This is a genomic window from Streptomyces sp. Q6, from assembly GCF_036967205.1.
Lineage (GTDB): Bacteria > Actinomycetota > Actinomycetes > Streptomycetales > Streptomycetaceae > Streptomyces > Streptomyces citrinus.
Genome location: NZ_CP146022.1, coordinates 2,598,342 through 2,620,428, shown reverse-complemented (window position 1 = coordinate 2,620,428; position 22,087 = coordinate 2,598,342). Strand labels below are relative to the sequence as shown.

Annotated in this window: 17 protein-coding genes, 2 pseudogenes and 1 riboswitch; of the genes and pseudogenes, 5 read left to right on the top strand and 14 right to left on the bottom strand. The window is 72.3% G+C overall.

Going from position 1 to position 22,087, the window contains the following annotated elements:
• Positions 1 to 4: 4 nt before the first annotated feature.
• A complete protein-coding gene (locus V2W30_RS12225) occupies positions 5 to 1,144 on the bottom strand; it encodes a DUF2330 domain-containing protein (RefSeq protein WP_338696080.1) in 1,140 nt (379 codons plus the stop codon).
• Positions 1,145 to 1,234: 90 nt separating this feature from the next.
• Between V2W30_RS12225 and V2W30_RS12220 the strand changes: the two genes are divergently transcribed.
• The gene (locus tag V2W30_RS12220; RefSeq protein ID WP_338696079.1) at positions 1,235 to 1,792 is read left to right on the top strand and encodes a DinB family protein; all 558 of its coding nucleotides are present in this window, start codon (positions 1,235 to 1,237) and stop codon (positions 1,790 to 1,792) included.
• Positions 1,793 to 1,912: 120 nt separating this feature from the next.
• Here V2W30_RS12220 and V2W30_RS12215 read toward each other — a convergent pair whose 3' ends face one another.
• Entirely contained in the window at positions 1,913 to 3,292 is a 1,380-nt protein-coding gene (locus tag V2W30_RS12215; RefSeq protein WP_338703575.1) for an MFS transporter, read from the bottom strand.
• Positions 3,293 to 3,720: 428 nt separating this feature from the next.
• On the opposite strand from V2W30_RS12215, the gene V2W30_RS12210 reads away from it, so the two are divergent.
• Complete coding sequence (locus V2W30_RS12210) at positions 3,721 to 5,757, top strand: bifunctional glycosyltransferase 87/phosphatase PAP2 family protein (protein ID WP_338696077.1); 2,037 nt, start codon at positions 3,721 to 3,723, stop codon at positions 5,755 to 5,757.
• Here the strand turns inward: V2W30_RS12210 and V2W30_RS12205 are convergent.
• Together V2W30_RS12205 and V2W30_RS12200 are read right to left on the bottom strand one after the other, a co-directional pair.
• Positions 5,642 to 7,275, bottom strand: a pseudogene (locus V2W30_RS12205) (hypothetical protein). The gene V2W30_RS12210 and the pseudogene V2W30_RS12205 overlap by 116 nt on opposite strands.
• Positions 7,276 to 7,368: 93 nt before the next feature.
• Entirely contained in the window at positions 7,369 to 8,616 is a 1,248-nt protein-coding gene (locus V2W30_RS12200) for a cytochrome P450 (protein WP_338696075.1), read from the bottom strand.
• 243 nt (positions 8,617 to 8,859) lie between these two features.
• On the opposite strand from V2W30_RS12200, the gene V2W30_RS12195 reads away from it, so the two are divergent.
• Positions 8,860 to 10,029, top strand: coding sequence for a steroid 3-ketoacyl-CoA thiolase (locus V2W30_RS12195; protein WP_338696073.1), 1,170 nt, complete (start codon positions 8,860 to 8,862; stop codon positions 10,027 to 10,029).
• A gap of 119 nt (positions 10,030 to 10,148) precedes the next feature.
• Here the strand turns inward: V2W30_RS12195 and V2W30_RS12190 are convergent, their stop codons facing one another.
• From V2W30_RS12190 to V2W30_RS12150, 9 genes and pseudogenes are all read right to left on the bottom strand, one after another.
• Positions 10,149 to 10,553 (bottom strand): transglycosylase SLT domain-containing protein, encoded by a 405-nt coding sequence (locus V2W30_RS12190; protein ID WP_338696071.1) that lies wholly within the window; start codon positions 10,551 to 10,553, stop codon positions 10,149 to 10,151.
• A 284-nt stretch (positions 10,554 to 10,837) separates the two neighbouring features.
• Positions 10,838 to 11,623 carry an ECF transporter S component gene (locus tag V2W30_RS12185; RefSeq protein WP_338703574.1) on the bottom strand — a complete coding sequence of 262 codons (786 nt, stop codon included), beginning with the start codon at positions 11,621 to 11,623 and terminating at the stop codon, positions 10,838 to 10,840.
• Between the two features lie 104 nt (positions 11,624 to 11,727).
• Positions 11,728 to 13,357: pseudogene (locus V2W30_RS12180) on the bottom strand (ABC transporter ATP-binding protein).
• Complete coding sequence (locus V2W30_RS12175; RefSeq protein WP_338696069.1) at positions 13,354 to 14,484, bottom strand: energy-coupling factor transporter transmembrane component T; 1,131 nt, start codon at positions 14,482 to 14,484, stop codon at positions 13,354 to 13,356. Before V2W30_RS12175 ends, V2W30_RS12180 begins: the two are co-directional and overlap by 4 nt.
• Before the next feature lie 4 nt (positions 14,485 to 14,488).
• A complete protein-coding gene (locus V2W30_RS12170; RefSeq protein ID WP_338696067.1) occupies positions 14,489 to 15,172 on the bottom strand; it encodes an SCO2322 family protein in 684 nt (227 codons plus the stop codon).
• Positions 15,169 to 16,407, bottom strand: coding sequence for a prenyltransferase/squalene oxidase repeat-containing protein (locus V2W30_RS12165; RefSeq protein ID WP_338696065.1), 1,239 nt, complete (start codon positions 16,405 to 16,407; stop codon positions 15,169 to 15,171). Before V2W30_RS12165 ends, V2W30_RS12170 begins: the two co-directional genes overlap by 4 nt.
• A gap of 105 nt (positions 16,408 to 16,512) precedes the next feature.
• Positions 16,513 to 16,586: riboswitch (adenosylcobalamin-variant (AdoCbl-variant) riboswitch) on the bottom strand.
• A gap of 138 nt (positions 16,587 to 16,724) precedes the next feature.
• Positions 16,725 to 17,897 (bottom strand): flotillin family protein, encoded by a 1,173-nt coding sequence (locus V2W30_RS12160; RefSeq protein ID WP_338696063.1) that lies wholly within the window; start codon positions 17,895 to 17,897, stop codon positions 16,725 to 16,727.
• A gap of 13 nt (positions 17,898 to 17,910) precedes the next feature.
• The gene (locus V2W30_RS12155) at positions 17,911 to 18,156 is read right to left on the bottom strand and encodes a hypothetical protein (RefSeq protein ID WP_338696061.1); all 246 of its coding nucleotides are present in this window, start codon (positions 18,154 to 18,156) and stop codon (positions 17,911 to 17,913) included.
• Positions 18,157 to 18,266: 110 nt separating this feature from the next.
• Entirely contained in the window at positions 18,267 to 19,316 is a 1,050-nt protein-coding gene (locus V2W30_RS12150; protein WP_338696059.1) for an MBL fold metallo-hydrolase, read from the bottom strand.
• Between the two features lie 249 nt (positions 19,317 to 19,565).
• Here V2W30_RS12150 and V2W30_RS12145 point away from each other — a divergent pair, with 249 nt between their 5' ends.
• Positions 19,566 to 21,023, top strand: a complete 1,458-nt coding sequence (locus V2W30_RS12145) for an aldehyde dehydrogenase (RefSeq protein WP_338696057.1) — start codon at positions 19,566 to 19,568, stop codon at positions 21,021 to 21,023.
• Between the two features lie 5 nt (positions 21,024 to 21,028).
• Entirely contained in the window at positions 21,029 to 21,262 is a 234-nt protein-coding gene (locus V2W30_RS12140) for a ferredoxin (protein ID WP_338696055.1), read from the top strand.
• A 28-nt stretch (positions 21,263 to 21,290) separates the two neighbouring features.
• On the opposite strand, the gene V2W30_RS12135 is transcribed toward V2W30_RS12140, so the two are convergent.
• Positions 21,291 to 21,929, bottom strand: coding sequence for a TetR family transcriptional regulator (locus V2W30_RS12135; RefSeq protein ID WP_338696053.1), 639 nt, complete (start codon positions 21,927 to 21,929; stop codon positions 21,291 to 21,293).
• Positions 21,930 to 22,087: the final 158 nt, after the last annotated feature.

Genomic DNA, 22,087 nt, shown 5'->3' with positions numbered 1-22,087 from the left:
ACCGTCAGCGTAGGCGCGGCGGGACCGCGACGGGGGCAGGCGGAAGGACGGTGCGGCGGCGGTGGCCACGCACGGCCAGGAGGGCCGCGACGAGCACCGCGGCCGCGACGGCGAGCACCGTCAGGAACCACACCGGGAGGCCGGGGCCGACCGTGAGCAGCTCGTTCTCGTAGCGGACCGTGCGGTACGGGGTGTCGTGCGCGGCGCGGTTCAGCTCGTGGTCGCCGTCGATCGCGGACGGGTCGGGGAAGTCCTGGGTGAGAGCGGTCAAGTACCTGCTGTCGCCCGCCAGTCGGGCGAGCGGGCCCGTGGTGTCGGTGATCTCGCCCGCGTACGTGACCCGCGGTGCGGACCCGCCGATCCGCGACCGGGTCTCCATGCGGTGACCGGAGAGCACGTACAGGCTCACGTGCTGCGGATCGCTCGCCAGTCGGGACAGGCGCATCGGGTAGACGAGGCGGTCGGCGGCGAACGTGAGGTGCAGCGGGTCGAGCCGGCCGCCGAGGGTCGCTCCGTCCTCCTTCGGTGCGAGGCGGATCGCGACGTACTCCCAGCCCTGGTCGACGTACGGCCGCAGCGCCCGGTCCAGGCGGCTCGGCAGCCGGAAGCCGTTCTTCTTCAGCCAGTTCGCTAGGTCGTCCGGGTCGGTGGCGGTGAGGCGGGCGACGTCGAAGGGGCCGAGGGTCTCGCGGCCCACGACGTTCACGCCCGCGTCGGCGGTGGCGCCCGGGGCCTTCGCGGCGGCGCCGTCGCCCGAGGAACCGTCGAAGGGCCAGTCGCCGTCGCGCGGCCAGAAGTAGTGGCGGGTGCGCCACTCGGGCGCGGTCGCGCGATCGAGGGCCGAGAACAGCTCGCGGTCGCCGAGCTCGACGCTCGCGCGGTGCGGTACGGGCATGATCCAGGCGACGTCCCGGCCGTCGCCGCTCACCGAGAGCCGCATCACGATCTGCTCGGTGCGGCCGTCCCAGCGCACCACCGACGTCTCCTGCCCGACACTGATCCGCTGCCCCTCGCGCGGCACCATCGCGCCGCAGCCGCACGCGTAGGCGGGCGCGGCGATCCAGGCGATCTGGAACGCGATCAGGGCCAGGGCGACCAGGAGGGCCCTGGCGCGGGTGGTGAGCGGTGCCGCCGGTGTGGTCATGTGCGGAGCGACGGAGGCGGGGGCGGGTGTGGTTCCTGGTGTTACGGAATTGTGTGGCGGCCGGTGGGCCCGCTGCTGGATCCTCGTGAAATGACTGAACCCGTACGGCAGTTCGCCTGGTCCAACATGTTCGTCACGCCCGAGGACGACCCGCGCTCGGAGGGCGGTTTCGTCGGGGAGCGGGCCACGCTCGTCGGCTATCTGCGCGACTACCGCCTGACGCTGGAGATGAAGTGCGCGGGCCTCGACGCGCAGGAGCTCGCCCGGCGTTCCGTGCCGCCGTCGACGATGTCGCTGCTGGGGATCGTGCGGCACATGGCCCGCGTCGAGCGCGTCTGGTTCCGCAGGATCCACGCGGGCCTCCATGTGCCGGACCTCTTCCGTACGCCGGAGCGACGGGACGCGGACTGGGACGGGGCCGTGGGCGATCCGGCCGTGGTGGAGGAGGCGTTCCGCCTGTGGCGGGAGGAGATCGCGTTCGCGGAGAAGTACGTGGAGGGGGTCGAGGACCTGGGCGCGATGAGCGCGACGGGGGACGACCCGATCTCGCTGCGCGAGCTGCTGCTGCACATGGTGGAGGAGTACGCGCGGCACTGCGGCCACGCGGATCTGCTGCGCGAGTGCGTGGACGGGCGGGTGGGGCAGTAGCTGCCGGGGCCCGTTGACCCGAAAGCCGCGGACGCGGTCGCTCGGTCGCCGAGCGTGTGCGTCCGCGGCTTTCGTCGTGCTGGCCGCGCGGTTCTCCGCGCCCCTGGCGGGGCGCTCGGCTCAGATCGCCGGCGGCGACCCGGGGAGCGGGCGGCCCGCCGACTCGCGCATGCGCCATGCCGCGATGCCACCGATCAGAGCCGCGGCCATCATGTAGTACGCCGGGATCATGAGGTTGCCCGTCGCGGCGATCAGGGCCGCCGCCACCAGCGGGGTCGTGCCGCCGAACAGGGAGACCGAGAGGTTGAAGCCGACCGACAGGGAGCCGTAGCGGACCTTCGTCGGGAACAGGGCGGGCAGCGCCGACGGCATCGACGACGTGAAGCCGACCAGGAGCAGGCCGAGCGCCGCGAGGCCGAGAGCGATCGCCCACGTCGAGCCCTCGCGGATCAGCAGCACCGCGGGGACGGAGAGCAGGACGAAGCCCGCGCACGCGCCGCCGATCACCTTGCGGTGACCGAAGCGGTCGTTGGCCGCGCCCATCGGGATCTGCACGGCCATCATCAGGAGCATCACGCCGATGAGGATCAGCGTGCCGTGCGTGGCGTCGTAACCGAGCTCCTCGCTCAGGAAGGTCGGCATGTAGGAGAGGAGCATGTAGTCGGTGACGTTGAAGACGAGGACCAGGGCGATGCACAGCAGCATCGCGTGGGCCGCGCCCTTGCCCGCGAACATGTCGCGCAGCTTCGGCTTCGGCTGCTCCTTCTGCTTCGCCTCGGCCTCCTCGGCGAGCTTCTGGAACGCCGGGGTCTCCTCCAGCTTCATCCGTACATAGAGACCCACCAGGCCGATCGGGCCCGCGATCAGGAACGGGATGCGCCAGCCCCAGCCGTACAGGTCGCCGGAGGACATCAGCGTCGTGAGGGCCGTCGCGAGGCCCGCGCCCGCCACGTAACCGATGAGCGTGCCGAGCTCCAGGAAGCTGCCGAAGAAACCGCGGCGCTTGTCGGGCGCGTACTCGGCGATGAACGTGCACGCGCCGCCGTACTCACCGCCCGTCGAGAAGCCCTGCACCATGCGGGCCACGATCAGCAGGACCGGCGCCCACACGCCGATCGCGTTGTACGACGGGATCAGGCCGATCGCGAACGTACCCGCCGCCATCATGATCATGGTGATGGCGAGGACCCGCTGCCGGCCGATGCGGTCGCCGAGCGGGCCGAAGAAGGCACCGCCGATGGGGCGCACGAGGAACGCGGCGGCGAAGGTGCCGAGCGTGGACAGGACCTGCGCCGTGCTGGACGCCGTCGGGAAGAAGACGTGGCCCAGCGTCGCGGTCAGGTAGCCGTAGACACCGAAGTCGAACCACTCCATCGCATTGCCGAGCGCCGCCGCCTTGACGGCCCTCTTCACGAGGGACGGGTCGGTGACGGTGGCGTCGGAAGGGGTTGAGCCGCGGCTCTTCGCCGGAGCGTAGAGCCTGGTGGTACTCGGTGCGATGGTCGTGGCGCCGGCCAAGGGTCCGCTCGCCTGCCTTTCATCGGGGACAAGGGCAAGGGCCCGTCCGAGGACAGGCCCACGGGACGCTCACACGGAACGGCCCGAAAAGGACCATAGGGGCGCGATCCGTCGTAACGGGTAGTGTTCGCTCCACCGCACAGCGTGCGGAAACCGCCTCCGGCCTGGAGAAACGTCCGGCTGTTCGCGCGCCGTAAAGGGATCTTTCTGTGAGTTATGTCGCGGAACCGACCCGTGCGGTGGGCAACGAAATCGGCCAGGACGCCATCTTTCCGGTCAAAACCGGGTGGACAGGCAGGTGAAGAACAGGTTGCCTGCGTCTCAACCCGGGGGTGGTGCGAACCGCTGGGAACACCCAGGGGCGAACGGGGCATCACCGGAGCCCGACAGGGGCGGGAGGCCGACGGCACGTGGCGAATGTGGAGCACAGGGGACCGGCGACGGGACGCCTGGAGGCGGTGCGCGCCGGCCTGTGGCTGGTCGCCGCCGTGCTCGCGGTACGTCAACTCGTGGTCGTCCTGAGCACTCCACGGGGTGAACGGCTCACCGATCTGGAGACCTGGATCGGGCCCGGCGGCGTACTCCACGTACGGGGATCGCTGTACGACCTGCCCGACCGCTTCACCGGCACACCTTTCGCGGGGCTCGTCCTCAAACCCCTCTCCCGCGCGGCCGAGCAGGCGCTCGGCTGGGGCTGGACGTTCGGCTCGCTCGCCCTCGTCGTGGCGCTCGGCCTGGTCGTCGCGCGGGCCCTGCCGCAGCCCGTCGCCCGCCGTACGTCCATGCTCGCCGCGCCCGTCGCGATCAGCCTGCTCATGCTGTCGCTGCCGGTGCGCAACGCGTTCACGACCGGGCAGACCAGCATCATCCCCGTCCTCCTCGTCCTGCTCGGCTGCTTCGTCGTCCGCGGCGAGAAGGCGTCCGGGGTCCTGATCGGCGTGGCCGCGGCGCTGCAACCGACGGTGATGCTGTTCGCGCCGCTCCTCTGGTTCACGGGACGCGGACGCGCCGCGGTGTCCTCGGCCGTCACGTTCGCCGCCGCGACGGCCCTCGCCTGGGTCGCGATGCCGCACGACTCGTGGACGTACTGGGTGCACCACCTGGCGGGCGCCGGGCTGAGCACCGCGCCCGCCGCCAACGCCAACCAGTCCCTGCACGGCATGCTGCTCCGCTTCGGCCTCGAGGGGCCCCTGGAGATCGGCCTCTTCCTGGCCCTGGGCGTCGCCGTCGCCGTGCTCGGCCTGCGCCGCGCGGTCGGCTACGCCCGCGACGGACAGCTGCTCCTCGCCGTCGCCCTCACCGGCTGCGTCGCCGTCGCCGTGTCCCCGACCACCTGGCAGCACCAGCTCCTGTGGGTGCTGCTCGCCGTCGTCGGCCGGGTCGGCAAGCGTGCCTCCGACCGCTACATGTGGCCCGTCCTCGTCGTGCTCGCGCTGACGCTGCCGTCGAAGATGATGCTGCCGAACATGCCGTTCCTGGAGCCGATCCGGGACAACGTCGTGCTGATCGCGGCCCTCGCCGCCGCCTGCGTCGTCCCGTTCCTGTCCCGTACGTCTCCGCTCTACGGCACGCCGATCCCGACGGACTACGCCGAGCCGGTCCCCGCCCGCTGGAAGCGTGTCCCGCTCGTCCCGGTCTGGCGGCGCGTGCTGACCCGGCCGAACCTGATCCTGGAACTGCTCCTCATCCGCGTCGGCTACTCCGCGTACCAGCAGGTGCGGCTCGCGGCGACGGGCGGCTCGATCTCGGGCGGGCGGGCCACCGCCGAGGCGCACGGCCACCAGATCCACTCGATCGAGAAGTTCCTGCACCTCGACATCGAGCACGCGGTCAACCACGCGGTCGTCCTGCACGCCTCCTGGCTGAAGGACTTCTTCAACTTCTACTACACGTCGTTCCACTTCGTGGTGCCGCTGAGCCTGCTCGGGCTGATGTACGTCCGCCGTCCCGCCGAGTACCGCTGGGCCCGCTCGGCCCTCGGCTTCGCGACACTGCTCGCCCTCGTCGGCTTCTGGGCGTACCCGCTCGCACCGCCGCGCCTGATGCCCGACCTCGGCTTCATCGACACGGTCCACGGCGTCCAGGACTTCTCGAAGCCCAACTACGGCACGCTCACCCAACTCACCAACCAGTACGCGGCGATGCCCTCGCTGCACTTCGGCTGGTCCCTGTGGTGCGGCATCGTGATCGTGGTCCTCGCGCGGCGCTGGTGGGTCAAGGCGCTGGGCCTGATCCACCCCCTGTGCACGGTCTCCGCGATCGTCGCGACCGGCAACCACTGGATCCTCGACGCGGCGGGCGGCGCGACCGTCGTCGGCCTCGGCTTCCTCATCACGTACGCGCTCCAGGGACCCCGGGCGCGCACGGCGTGGCCGGCGGCGACGCGGGCGGTTCCCAGTCCGAGCCGATCCGATACGTCCCGGCCGCAGGCGCCACCAGCTCGGTGAACTCGTCGTCCGGCCGCTCGCGCACCGCCAGGCAGCCGTCCTCCGCCTTCAGCCACGGCGAGTACGCCACCCGCAGCGTCGCCGAGCCCGCCCGCGAGAAGCGGACCGTGACCCGCGCCCCGTCCGAGCTGACCACGGACGCGGGCGCGGACACCAGCGGCACCGCGCCCCGCACCCGGTACACGCGCCAGTGCGCGTCGCGCCACACCGGCACCAGATACGCGGGCCCGCTCCGTACGAACGCCGCCTCCTGCTCGGCGAACCCGTCCGGTTTCCCCTCCGGCAGGACGACGAAGCCGACCGCCCACCGGTCGAGCCACGCCCGGTACGTCGCCGCCGAGAACGTCCCGTCGTAGAACAGCCGCCCGCGCTCGATGTCGAGCTGCCGGTTCCAGCCACGCGCCATGTTCACGTACGGGGCGAGCGCGGCGGCCTCGCGGTGGTTGCGGGCCGGGATCACCTCGACGCGGGTGCGGTCGGCGCGCAGCCGCCTCAACTCCTTGACGACACCGCTGGTCTCGGACGCCCACGCGGGCACCGCCGTCGACACCTTGAGGTCGTCCGCCGTCTTCTGCGCCACCCAGGCTGAGGACAGCACGAGGGCGACCGTGAGGGCCACGGTCCGCGCGCGGCGCAGGCCCGGGGTGCGGGCGGCCGCCCACAGCACCGCGGGCGCGGCGAGTTCGGCGAGCCGCTCGGCGTTCGTGCCGACGGGGAGGGGATCAGATACGCCAGGACGATGCCGGCCGCGTACACGGCCGCCGCCCAACGGGCCACCCGCCACTCCCGCGGTCCCGCCGCCACCAGGACCAGCGCGAAGAGCACCGGCGGCCAGATCCGGTCGAGCGGCATCAACTGCTCGCCCTTGAAGGGGAAGAGGAGCGTCGTCGCGCCCACGACCACGGCGGGCGGCACGAGCAGACACGCGGCGCGGGCCCCGTCCCGTACGGCGAGCCGGGCCGCTCCGAACACGGCCAGGAACAGCCCGGCCACCGGGGACGCCATCGTGGCGAGCGCGGCGCAGCAGGCCGCGAGCGCCGGCCCGCGCCGTCCCGTCAGCGCCACGCACGCGCCGAGCCCGAACGCGACGCCGAGCGCGAAGGTGGTGCGGCCCGACGCCACGTTGCACCACAGGGCCAGGGAGAGCAGCGCGGCGGGCCCGAGCGGGCGGGCGACACCACTGCGCACGACGAGGACCGCACCGAGCCAGGCCGCCGCGATCCCGGACGCCACGGTGACCGGGCGCACCCCCAACTCGGCCATCAGGTAAGGGGAGATGAGGGAGTAGTTGGCGGTGTGCATGCCGCCGTACCAGAACAGGTTGTACGCCGAAGCCCCGTGGTCGGCGGCGAACCGGGCCCAGGCCTGCTGGGCCGCGAGATCGCCGCCGCCGGTCGCGAGGAACAGCGCCCACACGACGTACAGCGGCAGCGTGGGCAGGACGGCGAGCAGGGGCACGCGGTGGTGCTCGGCGAGCGCGGGGCGCCGGCGCGGGAGGGGCAGGTCGACCGTGGCCACGGGTCCGGGTCCGTTCCGTCACGTCTTCGGGTGGGCGTGTTCCCTGGGTTCCAGGGTTTCCACGGACGAAGACGCGCACGGCGACGGAAATGTTCAGCGGCCGGCGGAGACCCTCAGTTCCTTGACGCCATTCAGCCAGGCCGCCCGCAGCCGGCGCGGGTCGCCCGTCAGGCGCAGGTCGGGCAGCGCGTCGGCGATCGCGTTGAAGATGAGGTCGATCTCCAGGACGGCGAGGGACTTGCCGAGGCAGAAGTGCGGTCCGCCGCCGCCGAAGCCGAGGTGCGGGTTGGGGTCCCGGGTGATGTCGAAGGAGTCGGGGTCGGTGAAGACCTCCGGGTCGTGGTTGGCGGACGAGTAGAAGAGGCCGACCCGGTCGCCCTCGCGGATCTTCTGGCCGCCGAGTTCCGTGTCCTGGGTGGCGGTGCGCTGGAAGGAGACGACCGGGGTCGCCCAGCGCACGATCTCCTCGGCGGTGGTGCTCGGGCGGGTCCGCTTGTAGAGCTCCCACTGGTCGGGGTGGGTGAGGAAGGCGTGCATGCCGTGCGTGATCGCGTTGCGCGTCGTCTCGTTGCCGGCGACGGCGAGCAGGATCACGAAGAAGCCGAACTCGTCGGAGGACAGGTTCCCCTCGTCCTCGGCCGCGACCAGCCGGCTGACGATGTCCTTCGCCGGACACTGCTTGCGCTCGGCCGCGAGGTTCATCGCGTAGCCGACGATCTCCATCGCGGCCTCGGCGCCGATCTCCTCGGTGATCGCGTACTCCGGATCGTCGTACGCGACCATCTTGTTGGACCAGTCGAAGACCCGGGAGCGGTCGGCCTGTTCGATGCCGATGAGCTCGGCGATGGCCTGGAGCGGCAGCTCGACCGCGACGTTCGTGACGAAGTCGAACGAGCCGTCGGGGCCCGCCTGCCGGAGGGCGGTGGCCACGATGTCGTGGGCCCGCGCGCGCAGCTTGTCCTCCAGGGAGCGGATGGCGCGCGGCGTGAAGCCGCGCTGCACGATCTGGCGCACGCGCGTGTGTTCCGGCGGGTCCATGTTCAGCATGATCATCTTCTGGACCTCGATCTGGTCGCGCTGGATCGAGGAGTTGAAGCGGATCACGGCGGTGTTGGTGTTCGAGGAGTACAACTCCGGGTGCGTGGACACGTACTTGACGTCCGCATGCCGGGTCACGGCCCAGTAACCCGCGTCGTCGAAGCCGGAGATGCCGGGTTCCTGCGGGATCCAGCGGACCGGCTCCGCCTGCCGGAGCTGGGCGAACTCCGGGTAAGGGATGCGGTCTTGCAGCAGGTCGGGGTCGGTGAAGTCGAACCCGTCGGGCAGCGCGGGGCACGGCATGGGCATCTCCCGTGATGTTCTGACGCTCCGTCAGTTCTGGCTCGAAAGGTAGTAACGGGTTCTAGAACTGGCAAGGGGCGCGTGTGTGTCGGTTCCGTGCGTGGTGCTTGCACGCCCCTTGCGTACCGGGGGTAAGCGCGCCGAGACTGCACGGAGAACTGGTACACGTTCTAGTTACGTGGTGACGCGTGTACATGGTTCGCAGGAGTCGTTGGTCCGGGAAGCGTGGAGAGGACGACCGTCATGGCAGCCGAGCCCGTCATCGTCGAAGCCGTACGTACCCCGATCGGCAAGCGCGGCGGCGCGCTGGCCAATCTCCATCCCGCCTACCTGCTGGGCGAGACGTACCGGGAACTGCTCGGCCGCACCGGCATCCACGCGGACTGCGTCGAGCAGATCGTCGGCGGCACCGTCACGCACGCGGGCGAACAGTCCATGAACCCGGCGCGCACGGCCTGGCTCACGATGGGCCTGCCGTACGAGACCGCCGCGACGACCGTGGACTGTCAGTGCGGGTCGTCCCAGCAGGCCTCGCACATGACCGCCAACATGATCGCGGCGGGCGTCATCGACGTGGGGATCAGCTGCGGTGTCGAGGCGATGTCACGGGTGCCGCTCGGGTCCGGGTCGAAGCACGGGCCCGGCAAGCCGTTCCCCGACGAGTGGAACGTGGACCTGCCCAACCAGTTCGAGGCCGCCGAACGCATCGCGCGCAGGCGGGAGTTGACCCGAGAGAACGTCGACTCGCTCGGTCTGATCTCGCAGGAGCGCGCGGCGATCGCCTGGGCCGAGGAGCGGTTCAAGCGCGAGACGTTCGCCGTGCAGGTGCCGACGACCGAGGAGGAGCAGGCGGCCGGGCAGGGCATGTGGCGGCTCGTCGACCGCGACGAAGGGCTGCGCGACACGACGATGGAGGGCCTCGCGGGGCTGAAGCCCGTCATGCCGACCGCCGTGCACACGGCGGGCAACTCCTCGCAGATATCCGACGGCGCCTGCGCCATCATGTGGGCGTCCAAGCGCATGGCCCGCGCCCTCAAGCTGAAGCCGCGCGCCCGGATCGTGGCCCAGGCGCTGGTCGGCGCCGATCCGCACTACCACCTGGACGGTCCGGTCGACGCGACGCGGGCCGTGCTCGGCAAGGCGGGGATGACGCTCAAGGACATCGACCTCGTCGAGATCAACGAGGCGTTCGCGTCGGTGGTGCTGAGCTGGGCGCAGGTCTTCGAGCAGGACCTGGAGAAGGTGAACGTGAACGGCGGCGCGATCGCGCTCGGGCATCCGGTGGGCGCGACGGGGGCCCGGCTCATCACCACCGCGCTCCACGAACTGGAGCGCAGGGACAAGGAGTTCGCGCTCATCACGATGTGCGCGGGCGGGGCGCTGGCCACCGGGACGATCATCCAGCGGCTGTAGCGGCTGTAGCGGCTGTAGCGGCTGTGGGGTTGTGGCGCCTGTGGGGGCTGTAGCGCCTGTGTGGGGCTGGAACGGCTCGGGCGTCGGAGGGGGCGGCCCCGGCGTCCGGGCGGGGCCGGTCAGTACCAGCCGTTGGCCTGCCAGTGCGCCCAGGCGCCACAGGCGCTGCCGTAGCGCTCGTTCATGTAGTTCACGCCCCACTCGATCTGCGTCTCCGGGTTGGTCTTCCAGTCCGAACCGGCGGACGCCATCTTGTTGGCGGGCAGCGCCTGCACGAGACCGTACGCACCGGTGGAGGCGTTCGTGGCGTTCGCGTCCCAGCCGCTCTCGCGGGACACGATGTTGTCGAAGCACGAGAACTGCGCGGAGTCCGAGAGCTTCTGCTGGGCGATCGCCTTGGCGGAGGCCGGCGCGGCCTGGGCCGGGGCCGACGCGAAGATCATGCCGGTCGTGGCGGCCGCGAGGGTGACGCCGGCGATGGCCTTCTTCGGGCCTGCGATGCGGCGGAGGAGCGTGGCGGACAAGGCGGAACCTTCCGTGGGGGACCGGGGGGCCGGGGGGCCGCGAGCTCCGTGGCGAGGGGCCGTGGCGCTCGGCGACGGCTCCAGAGAAACAGGCCGTCCCGGTATCCGGCAAAGACCCCCTTTGCTAGTGGAAGTCGTAAGTGCGGCATGTGCCCTTTTTGTGTTCCGGGTCTCATGGCCCAGGTCAAACAGGGTGCTCTCGGTCAAAGAAAGACAAAATGGAGCTACGATCCGGGATAGGAGGTGACCTCCGTCATGTGGGGCGCTTCACCCCGCGCGACCCCTCAGGACCCGTCGAATGTGACCTGGGCCTCGAAGGCGGCCCGCCGCGTGGCCCGGCGCAGCGCCTTCAGGACGGCGCCGCCGACGGTCAGGGTCAGCACCACGGTGAGCGCCGCCCGCCCCAGATCCCAGCCGAGCGAGGTGGCCAGGCAGTACGCGAGGAAGCGGGCCAGGTTCTCGTGCAGGGCGGCGTCCGGCTGGTACGCCACGGACGAGGCGAGGGCGTTCATGAACGGCCAGCCCGCCAGGTTCATGATCGTGCCGTACGCGAAGGCGGCGACGAACCCGTAGGCGGCGAGCATGACGCGCTCGGGCAGGCCGCGCAGGGAGTGCGGGCCGGGCAGCAGGCCCGCGCCCATCGTGAACCAGCCCATGGACAGCATCTGGAACGGCATCCACGGGCCGACGCCTCCGGTGAGCAGCGCGGACGCGAACATGCTCAGGGAGCCGAGGACGAAGCCGAAGCCGGGGCCGAGGACCCGGCCGCTCAGCACCATCAGGAAGAACATCGGCTCGATACCGGCCGTGCCCGCGCCGATCGGGCGCAGCGCCGCGCCCGCCGCCGCGAGGACCCCGAGCATGGCGACCGCCTTGGGCCCGAGCCCCGACTCGGAGATCGTCGCGGCGACGACGGCCACGAGCAGGACGAGGAGCGCGGCGAACAGCCAGGGCGCGTCCTGGGCGTGCGCGTTGACCTGGGAGCCGGGGCCGGTGATCAGCGGCCAGCCGATGGCGACGACACCGACGGCGCTGACCAGGAGGAGGGCCGCGATCGAGCGTGGGCCCAGACGGACGGGGGCGGCCTGGCGGTCGCGCCGGAGCGGGACCTCGCCGGGGACCCCGGCGGCCGGGCGCCGGAAGGGCTTGTCCGGGCGTCGGAAGGGCTTGAGGGTCACGCCAGGGCCTCTTCCACCTGGGCGACGGTGAGCCACCGCCGCGGGGCCAGGATCTTCGCCACCTGCGGGGCGAAGGACGGCGACGACGTGACGATGTCCGGGGTCGGGCCGTCCGCCACGATCTCGCCGTCCGCCAGGATCGCGACCCGGTGGGTCAGCTCGGCGGCGAGTTCGACGTCGTGGGTGGCCATCACGATCGCGTGGCCCCGGGCGGACAGGTCCCGCAGGATCTCGACGAGGCGCCCCTTGGCCGCGTAGTCGAGGCCGCGCGTCGGCTCGTCCAGGAGCAGCAGCGGCGGCGCCGCCGTGAGGACGATCGCGAGGGCCAGAGTGAGGCGCTGGCCCTCGGAGAGGTCGCGGGGGTGGGTGGTGTCGGGGATGCCCGGGATCAGGCCGTCGAGCAGGGTGCGGCAGGTGCCGGGGGCCGCGTCCGCGTCCTTGTCGGCCGCCGCGCACTCGGCCGCCACGGTGTCCGCGCAGAGCAGGTCCCGGGGTTCCTGGGGGACCAGGCCCACCTTGCGGATCAGGTCGCGGGGCGCTGTGCGGTGGGGGGCGGCGCCGCCGACCTCGGCGGAGCCCGTGGTGGGTTTGACCAGGCCCACCAGGGTGGAGAGCAGGGTGGACTTGCCGGCGCCGTTGCGGCCCATCAGGGCGATGATCTCGCCGGGGGCGACGGCCAGGTCGACATGGCGCAGGGCCTCGACACGGCCCCGGCGGACGCCGAGCCGGGAGGTCACCGCCACGGGGCTCCCATCCGGGGCCCGCTCCTCGACCGCCGGCGGGCCTTGATCGTCACCGGCCGGTACGTGGCTCGCGTCCAGGCGCTCCTTCAGCGGGCCCGCCGCGCGGCGCGCGTTGCGGACCGTCAGGGAGAGGGTGCCAGCCCGCCAGGCGGCCGAGCCCCACGACCGGCGGGTAGACCGGGGACACGGCCATCACCTCCGCCGGGGCGCCGACCAGCAGCGGCTCGCCCGGCCCCGGCAGCAGCGCGACCTGGTCCGCGTACTGGACGACCCGCTCCAGGCGGTGCTCGGCCATGAGGACGGTCGTGCCGAGGTCGTGGACGAGGCGCTGGAGCACGGCGAGGACCTCCTCCGCCGCGGCCGGGTCGAGCGCGGACGTCGGCTCGTCCAGGATCAGGACCCGGGGGTGCGGGGTGAGGACCGAACCGATCGCCACCCGCTGCTGCTGGCCGCCGGAGAGCGTGGCGATGGGGCGGTCGCGCAGGTCCGCGAGGCCGAGCAGGTCGAGGGTCTCCTCCACGCGCCGGCGCATCACCGGCGCCGGGATGCCCAGCGACTCCATCCCGTACGCGAGCTCGTCCTCGACGGTGTCCGTCACGAAGTGCGAGAGCGGGTCCTGGCCGACCGTGCCGACGACGTCGGCGAGTTCGCGCGGCTTGTGCGTACGGGTGTCGCGGCCCGCCACGGTGACCCGTCCGGCCAGGGTGCCGCCGGTGAAGTGCGGCACGAGCCCGCTGACCGCTCCGAGCAGCGTCGACTTGCCGACCCCGGAAGGACCGGCGAGCAGCATCAACTCGCCCTCGGGGACGTGGAGTTCGATCGAGCGGACGGTGGGCGCGGGCGCCTCGTCGTACGTGACGGAGACATCCTCGAAGCGGATCACGGGTGGGCCTCCGTCGGCTCGGTGGTCGGGGGGTTCGGCGGCGCCGGGGCCACGAAGGCCGGGAGGAGGCCGAGGAGGACGGCGGCCGCAGGCCACAGCGGCAGCGTCGGCACGGTGAGCGGGACGACCGGCGGTTGCAGCGCCGCCGGGTCCCGGGTGCCGCTCCAGATCATCACGGCCGCGGCCGCCACCCCGGACAGGGCGACCAGCCAGGCCCGTACGCCCCACACGTCGGGCCGGTAGCGGGTGCGGACCGAGCGCCGCCCGCCGAGCCACAGCCCGGCGAGCGCGGCGGCGACCCCGGCGAGCAGCACCGGAAGGCCGTAGCCCGCGCCGGACGCGGCGAGCAGCCCGTACGTTCCCGCGCACACCCCGATGAGACCGCCGAGCGTGCAGACGGCCGTCGCCCGGCGGACGAGCGGCGGGACCTCGGCGGTGCGGCCGTAGCCGCGCGCGTCCATCGCCGCCGCCAGCGCCACCGAACGCTCCAGCGCGCCCTCCAGGACCGGCAGCCCGACCTGGAGCAGCCCGCGCAGCCCGCTGTCCGGGCGGCCGCGCAGCCGGCGGGCCGCCCGCAGCCTGCGCACGTCGGCGATCAGGTTCGGGGCGAACGTCATCGCCACGACGACCGCGACCCCCGCCTCGTACAGCGCGCCCGGCAGTGACTTGAGGAGCCGGGACGGGGAGGCGAGCGCGTTCGCCGCGCCGACGCAGATGAGGAGGGTCGCCAGCTTCAGGCCGTCGTAGAGCGCGAAGACCAGCCCTTCGAGCGTGACCCGGCCGCCGATCCTGACGCCCTGCGCCCAGTCCGGCAGCGGCACCTCGGGCAGCGTCACGAGCAGATGGCTGCCGGGGATCGGCGACCCCAGGACGACGGCGAAGACGAGACGGATGCCGATCACCGCGAGCCCCAGCTTCACGAACGCCCCGTACGACCGCGCCCACGGCGCCTCGGTGCGCCGGGCCGCCACCACGTATCCGGCGACACCGATGAGCAGCGCGAGCAGCAGCGGGTTCGTGGTGCGGGACGCGGCGGTGCCCAGGCCGAGGGCCCAGACCCACCAGGCGCCCGGGTGCAGGGCGTTGGAACGGTGGGCCCGGGGGGCGCGCAACGTACGACGGGTCATGGCGTCAGTGGCGACGGCGCTTGGCCTGCCAGATCGCGCCGACGCCGAGCGCGGCGACGATCGCGACACCGGCGATGACGCCGACGGACGGCCCGCCGGAGCCGCTCGAACCGCCCGAACCGCTCGCGTCGGAGGGCTCCGTCGCGGCGGGCGACGCCGTGTCGGTGCCGCCGCCCGCGACCTGCTCGCCGCACCCCGTCCTCGGGTAGCCGGAGATGGCGCACAGCAGCGCGTTGCTGTCGTAGCGCAGCGGCTTCGCGACCAAGGCGAGCGCGTCGGCCGTCGTCGCGTCCTCGTCGACCCGCGCGCACGCGGTGCGCGGCTTCGGCGGCGTCTCGCCGCCCGGCGCGTCCGCGACCGTGCCGAAGTCGATGACGAGCGCGACCCGCTTGGCGCCGTCCTTCGCCGGGGTGCCGGCGCAGATGGTGTCGAAGCCGGTGGCGCCGCGCGGCTGCGTGGCGTCCTTCGAGTCCGCGCTCACCGCGAACCGGAACCCCTGCACGGCGCCGTCCGACGGCGTCGTCTGCGAGGGGCCCATGGTCGCGTACGTCCACGCACCGCCGTCCCGCTCCCAGAACGACCAGTACCGGTACCCGGCGGCCTGCGCCGGGGCGACGGCGGCGCCGAGCAGGACCGCGAGCGCGCCGAGGACGGCGAGCACGGGGCCGAGAGCGCGGACGCGGGTCACGGCTGCTGCTTCTTGCGGCCGCTCAGCATGAAGCCGACGCCGACGGCGGCGACGAACATGACGCCGACGATCCACCAGGTGCCGAGCCCGCCGCCGTCGTTGCTGTCGTCGTCCTTCTTCTTGTCGCTGTCGGACGAGGAGGACGCGGCGGAGGCCGGCTCCGGGCCGGTCTTGTTCAGGGCGCTCACCAGGTCGCTGCCGCCGAAGTCGCGCGGGTCGTTGCCGGTCGCGTGCGCCGCGAAGATCAGCTGGGCGTAGGCGGCCGGGCCCGACTGCTTCGCCCAGGCCCCGGCGTTCTTCTCCAGCCAGGCGTACGGGTCCTTCGTGTACTTGATGCCCTCGGCCGCGGCGACCGAGGTGATCGCGTCGGCGGTGTTCCCGTAGTCGGGCTGGTCCTCGGCGCCGGCCAGCTGCGACGTCAGGTACAGGTGGGTGGAGAGCTGGTTCTGGAGGTAGACGGCGCCGTTGTGGGCGAGGCCGTCCGCGTCCGTGCCCTTGGTGCTCGCGCAGGTGTACGCGTCCGGGGCGTCGCCCTTGTTGGGCGCGAAGCCGGTGCCGAGCGCGCCGAGGACACCGGCGGCGGTGGCGTCCGCGTTCGCCGCGAGCTTGCCCTTCTTGTCGGGCTGGTAGGCGAGGGCGCCGCCGTTCTTGCCGTCGGAGCAGGGCAGGGCGAGCGCGGCGAGGGCGTCGAGCGGGGTCTTGCCGGAAGCGGCCTTCACGTCCGCGGGCTTCTCCCCGGCGGCGGCCAGCGCGCCGATGGCGACCGAGGTGGAGTTCCCGTCGCTGGCGCCGCCCGGGTTGTAGCCCCAGCCGCCGTCCTTGTTCTGGTTCTTCTTCAGCCACGCGACGCCCTTGTCGACCTGGGCGTCGTGGCCGCCGACCGCGGCGAGGGCCTGCACGGCGGCGGCGGTGCTGTTGCTGTCGACCGGCGTCTTCGCGTCGCACGCCGCGGACGGGTCGGCGCGGAACGCGGCGAAACCGCCGTCCGCGCACTGCTGCCCGGTCAGCCAGTCCACGGCCTTCTTCGCCGGGTGCACGCCCACGGTGTCCTGCGCCACGAACGCCAGGGACTGGCGCCAGACACCGTCGTACGTGGGGTCGGTGCTGCCGTACAGGCCGCTCGGCACGACGACCTTCGGGGAGGGGGAGGCGCTGTCCGCGGCGGCGGCCGGGGCCACGGCGGCGCCGATCACGACGGTCGCGGCGACGAGCGCGGCGCTACGGCGAATGTTCATGGTGGGGCGGGTGCCTCTCCCTGCGGGGAGCCGGGCGGCACGGCACGCGGGGGCACCGGGCGGCTCCGGCTCCGTATGCCTCGACGGTCCTGAGCCGATCATGGGCGCGGGTGAGGCAGTCCGACTGTGACGGTTGCGGGTCAGCGCCGGACTTCCACCGGCTTCCCCTCATGCGCGCTTGATGACGACCCGGCCCACTGTACCGGCCGGGCCGCTCCGGGGTGCTGGGGGACCGCCCCGGCACCCCGGGGCCCGGGGCGCCGCCGCGGACCCCGCCGCCCGGTCGCCGCAGGGGCCCGCTCCGCGCCGCGCGGGATTCAGCGGACGTCGACCGGGCCGTCGTCACCCCCGGTGCGCGGCCGGCCGAGGTACTGCTCGATCGCGGCGCCGGGCACGGGTGCCGCGTCGCTCGGTCCGCCCAGGTTCTTGCGGACCGAGTCGAGGATCGTCAGGCCCTGGCCGACCAGACCGGCCGCGATCTCGCCGAGCCCGTCCGCCCCGTTCAGCACGTTCACGTTCGCCCCGGCGAGCCCCGCCGACGCCTCCTTCACGATCTGCGGGAGCTGATCGATGAGCATCCGGTCGAGCGCGACCCGGTCGTACGACGCGGCCGCCTCCGCCTGGATCTTCATCCGCTCGGCCTCGGCCAGGGCGAGGACCCGGATCCGCTCGGCGTCGGCCTGCGCCGGCTTCACGATCTCGGCGATGAGCTGCTTCTCGCGCAACTCGGCCTGCCGCAGCGCCAGTTCGGTCTGGGCGGCGAGCACCTCCTGCTGCGCGTTGGCGAGCGCCAGCGGTCCCGCCTGCTCGGCCTGCGCCTTGGCCCGGTCGACCTCGGCGCTGTACTCGGCCTGCACGATCGCCGTCTGCCGCGCGTACTCGGCCTGCTTGCGGGCCGCCGCCTGCTCCGCCTCCGCGGAGGCCTGCGTGGCCTGCGCCTGGGCGATCTGCGCCTGCCGCTGGATGGCGGCCTTGTGCGGCCGCGACATGGCCTCGATGTACCCGGTGTTGCCGTCGTCGATGGACTGGATCTGCAACGAGTCGACGTGCAGCCCGATCTTCGCCATCTCGGCCTTCGACGTGTCGAGGACCTCCGTCGCGAGCTTCTGCCGCTCGGTGACGATCTCCTCGACGGTCATCGAGCCGATGATGGACCGCAGATGACCGGCGAAGATCCGCCCGGTCAGAACCGACATCTGGTCCTGGTCGGAGAGGAACCGCTGGCCGGCGTTGATGATGGACTCCGGGTCGTTGCCCACCTTGAAGGCGATGACCGCCCGCACGGTGAGGGCGATGCCCTGCCGGGTCACGCACTTCTCGACGACCTCCGCCTCGCTCATCGCGAGCGACAGGAAGCGGGTCTTGCGGAACACGGGCAGCACGAACTTCCCGTGCCCGGTGACGACGCGGAAGGGCGCTCCCCCAAGTCCCCGCCTGCCGCCCGAGATCAGCATCGCCTCGTCGGGTGCGGGAACGCGATATCCGAACATCCTTGACGTCTCCTTAGCGGGCGCCGTCGTCGTCACCGGCGAGCAGGGGATCGGTCCAGGGCATCACGACGACCTGCCGGGTCCCGCGGGACTCGATCACGAGCACGGTCGTGCCGCGCGCCAGGGGTTCGTCGGAGTACGCGAGAAACGTCTCGGTACCGCCTCTGACCTGGACCAGAACCTCACCCGGACCCCCGGCCCCGCGGGTGCCGAGGATCAGCTTCCCCGTGCAGCCGACCACAGCCTCGTCCGGCGCCATCGGCGGCCGCCCCCTTGTTGTCCCAGCTCATGCGAGCTCTTGAGGAGCCAGACCATACGCCCGAGCCCAGGCCCGTTCCATCCAGCGGCGGCAAAGATCCTCCGTACGCGTCACGGCACCGCGACGTACGTCACCGGGTCGCTCCCCGGCACCGCCTCGGCCCGCCCCAGCTTCACCAGCCGGCGCAGATGCGCCTCGGCCTCGGAGACCGCGATGTTGCGTGACCCGTACGGGATCTCGGCCCACGGGCGGTTCCACTCCATGTGCTCGGCGAGCTGCCACGGCGTGAGCGGTGCCGCGAGGAGTCCGAGCAGGCCGGTCAGCCGCTCCTCGTGGTGGTCGAGCAACTCCCGTACGCGGGCGGGCGCGTCGGTGAAGGCGTGCTGGTGGGCGGGGAGCACCTCGGCGGGCGCGAGGCGGCCGACGCCCTCCAGGGAGGCGAGGTAGTCGCCCAGCGGGTCGGTGACCGTCGCGTCGTCCGGGTCCTCGTACAGGCCGATGTGCGGGGTGATGCCGGGCAGCACGTGGTCGCCGCTGAACAGGCGTCCGTTGCCCGGGAGACGCGCCGGGTGCTCCTCCTCCAGGTGGAGGCAGACATGGCCGGGGGTGTGGCCCGGCGTCCAGATCGCGCGCAGCCTGCGGCCGGGCAGGTCGAGGAGGTCGCCGGGGGTGATGGCGCGGTCCGGCAACGCCGGGTCGAGGCCGGGCAGGCGGCGCGGGCGGCCCCCGTCGCGGGCGGCGATCAGCGGGGCCAGATGCTCCTCGGGCGCACCGGCGGCGGCCAGCTTCGCCGCCATGTACGCGTACCAGCGGGCCGGGGGGTTCTCGCGGGTGCGCCGCACCACCGCCGCGTCCGCCTCGTGCATCGCGATCCACGCGCCGGACGCCTCGCGCACCTTGGCCGACAGGCCGTGGTGGTCCGGGTGGTGATGGGTGATCAGGACCCCGGTGAGGTCGGTCACCGAGGTGCCGCACTCCGTCAGGCCCGCCGCCAGGGTGTCCCAGGAGGCGGGGTCGTCCCAGCCGGTGTCGACGAGGACGGGGCCCGCGTCGGTGTCCAGGACGTAGACGAGGGTGTGGCCCAGCGGGTTGTCGGGGATCGGCACCCGGATGCTGCGCACACCCCCGCCGTGGTCGGTCACCTGCGTCGCCTCTGTCATGGGGCCGCCTCTCCGCCGATCCGCCAAGGTCACCTGTCGCCGCGCCGAACTCCCGTCACTGTAATGGAACTTGTAGAACTTGTTTCAGTGGTCGCCCGGGTCGACCACTCTTGGTCCGGCGCGGATCGGCTCGGGTCGGCACGGTTCGCCTGGGTCGTCGACCCTTCCGCATCCGAAGTAGAACTGGTATCAGTTCTGAAACACCGTCAGAAACCGTACGCCGAAAGCCTCACGGAAGCGGAAGTCGCCATGACCGAGCTCGTGGAACACGGACAGCTGTTCATCGGCGGGGAGTTGACCGATCCCCTCGGCAAGGACGTCATCGAGGTCGTCTCGCCGCACACCGGCGAGGTCTTCGGGCGGGTGCCGCACGCCGCGCCCGCCGACGTCGACCGGGCCGTCGCCGCCGCGCGCCGGGCCTTCGACGAGGGACCCTGGCCGCGGATGACCCTCGACGAGCGGATCGCCGTCGTCACCCGCATCAAGGACGCCATCGCCGTCCGCCACGAGGAGATCGCCCGGCTCATCTCCCAGCAGAACGGCTCCCCCTACTCCTGGTCCGTCCTCGCCCAGGCGCTCGGGGCGATGATGGTCTGGGACTCCGCGATCAACGTCGCGCGCGCCTTCACGTACGAGGAGACGCGCGACGGAGCCCTCGGCAAACTCCTGGTGCGCCGCGAGCCGGTCGGGGTCGTCGCGGCCGTGGTCCCGTGGAACGTGCCGCAGTTCGTGGCCGCCGCCAAGCTCGCGCCCGCGCTGCTCACCGGCTGCACCGTCGTCCTCAAGCCGTCGCCCGAATCCCCGCTCGACGCCTACCTGCTGGGCGAGATCGCGCGGGAGGCCGGGCTGCCGGAGGGGGTGCTCTCCATCCTGCCCGCCGACCGCGAGGTCAGCGAGTACCTGGTCGGGCACCCGGGCGTCGACAAGATCTCCTTCACCGGCTCGGTCGCGGCCGGCAAGCGCGTCATGGAGGTGGCCGCCCGCCACCTCACCCGCGTCACCCTGGAACTGGGCGGCAAGTCCGCCGCCGTGGTCCTGCCGGACGCGGACCTCGAATCGACCGTCGCCGGGGTCGTCCCCGCCGCCTGGATGAACAACGGCCAGGCCTGCGTCGCCCAGACCCGCATCCTCCTGCCGCGCTCCCGCTACGACGAGTTCGCCGAGGCCTTCACGGCCGCCGCCTCCGCCCTGGTGGTCGGCGACCCGCTCGACCCCGCCACCCAGGTCGGCCCGCTCGTCGCCAAGCGCCAGCAGCGGCGCAACCTCGACTACATCCGCATCGGCCAGGAGGAGGGCGCCAAGGTCCTCACCGGCGGCGGCGTGCCCCAGGGGTACGAGCAGGGCGCGTACGTCGAACCGACCCTCTTCGGTGACGTCCACAACGGCATGCGCATCGCCCGCGAGGAGATCTTCGGCCCGGTCATCTGCCTGCTCCCGTACGGCGACGAGACCGAGGCCGTGAAGATCGCCAACGACTCCGACTACGGCCTGAGCGGCAGCGTGTGGACCGCCGACGTCGCCCACGGCATCGACATCGCGCGGCAGGTGCGGACCGGCACCTACAACGTGAACACCTTCAGCCTCGACATGCTCGGCCCCTTCGGCGGCTACAAGAACAGCGGCGTGGGCCGGGAGTTCGGGCCCGAGGGCTACAGCGCCTACCTGGAGCACAAGATGATCCATCTGCCCGCCGGCTGGGAGGGCTGACGCGTATGGGAGACCGGTGGCATGTGGAGGTCGACCGGAGCGTGTGCATCGGCTCGGGCATGTGCGTGAACCACGCGCCCGGCTCGTTCCGCCTCGACACCGCCCGTCAGTCCCGCCCGACCGAACCGGACGTCGACGCGAACGAGCAGGTGCTCGCGGCGGCGGAGGGGTGCCCGGTGGAGGCGATCACGCTGGCGCTGGCCGACACGGGGGAGGTCGTCTTCCCGCCGGAGGACTGATCGCCGAACCCCTGGTCAGGGGACGGCTCTAGCGCGGGGAGGTGCCCCCGGAAGGGCTCGCTGTCAGGTCGATCAGCTTGCACACCGTCTCGATGTCGATCTTCACCTGGGCGATCGAGGCGCGCCCCGACAGCCAGGTGATGAGCGCCGAGTGCCAGGTGTGCTCGATGACCCGGACCGCCGAGAGCTGCTCGGGGGTCGGGTCGTCGAGCTCCATCGCGTCCAGGATGATCGCCGTCGTCTGCCGGGAGACCTGATCGACCTCGGGGCTGACGCTGCGGTCCGCGAAGGTCAGCGCGCGGACCATCGCGTCGGCCAGATGCGGCTCGCGCTGGAGCGCCCGGAAGGCGCGCATCAGCGTCTCGGCGACCCGCTCGGACGGCGCCGCGCCCGACGGGGGACGCTTACGGACGGTGGTGTGCATGTGCTGGAGCTGGTCCTGCATCGTGGCGACGAGGAGATGGACCTTGCTCGGGAAGTAGCGGTACAGCGTGCCGAGCGCGACCTGCGACGACTCGGCGACCTCGCGCATCTGCACGGCGTCGAAGCCGCCGCGCGCCGCCAGCTGGGCGCTCGCGTGCAGGATCCGGCGCCGCCGGGCCTCCTGCCGCTCCGTGAGCGCCGCGGCGCCCCCTTGTGCAGAGCTTCTCGCGTCCGGAGCTGTCATCTGTCCGCTTCCGTGTCCCGTCGTCCCGGCTCGTGGCGTGAATCACCTGATCCGCTCGTCACAGCCTGGCTACCTGCCGGTAGATTCGATGCTCATTGAACGATCAAGTCTGAAACTTGTTCTAGATTAGCGCCCCAAGTAGTGTCCACGGGCAAGTA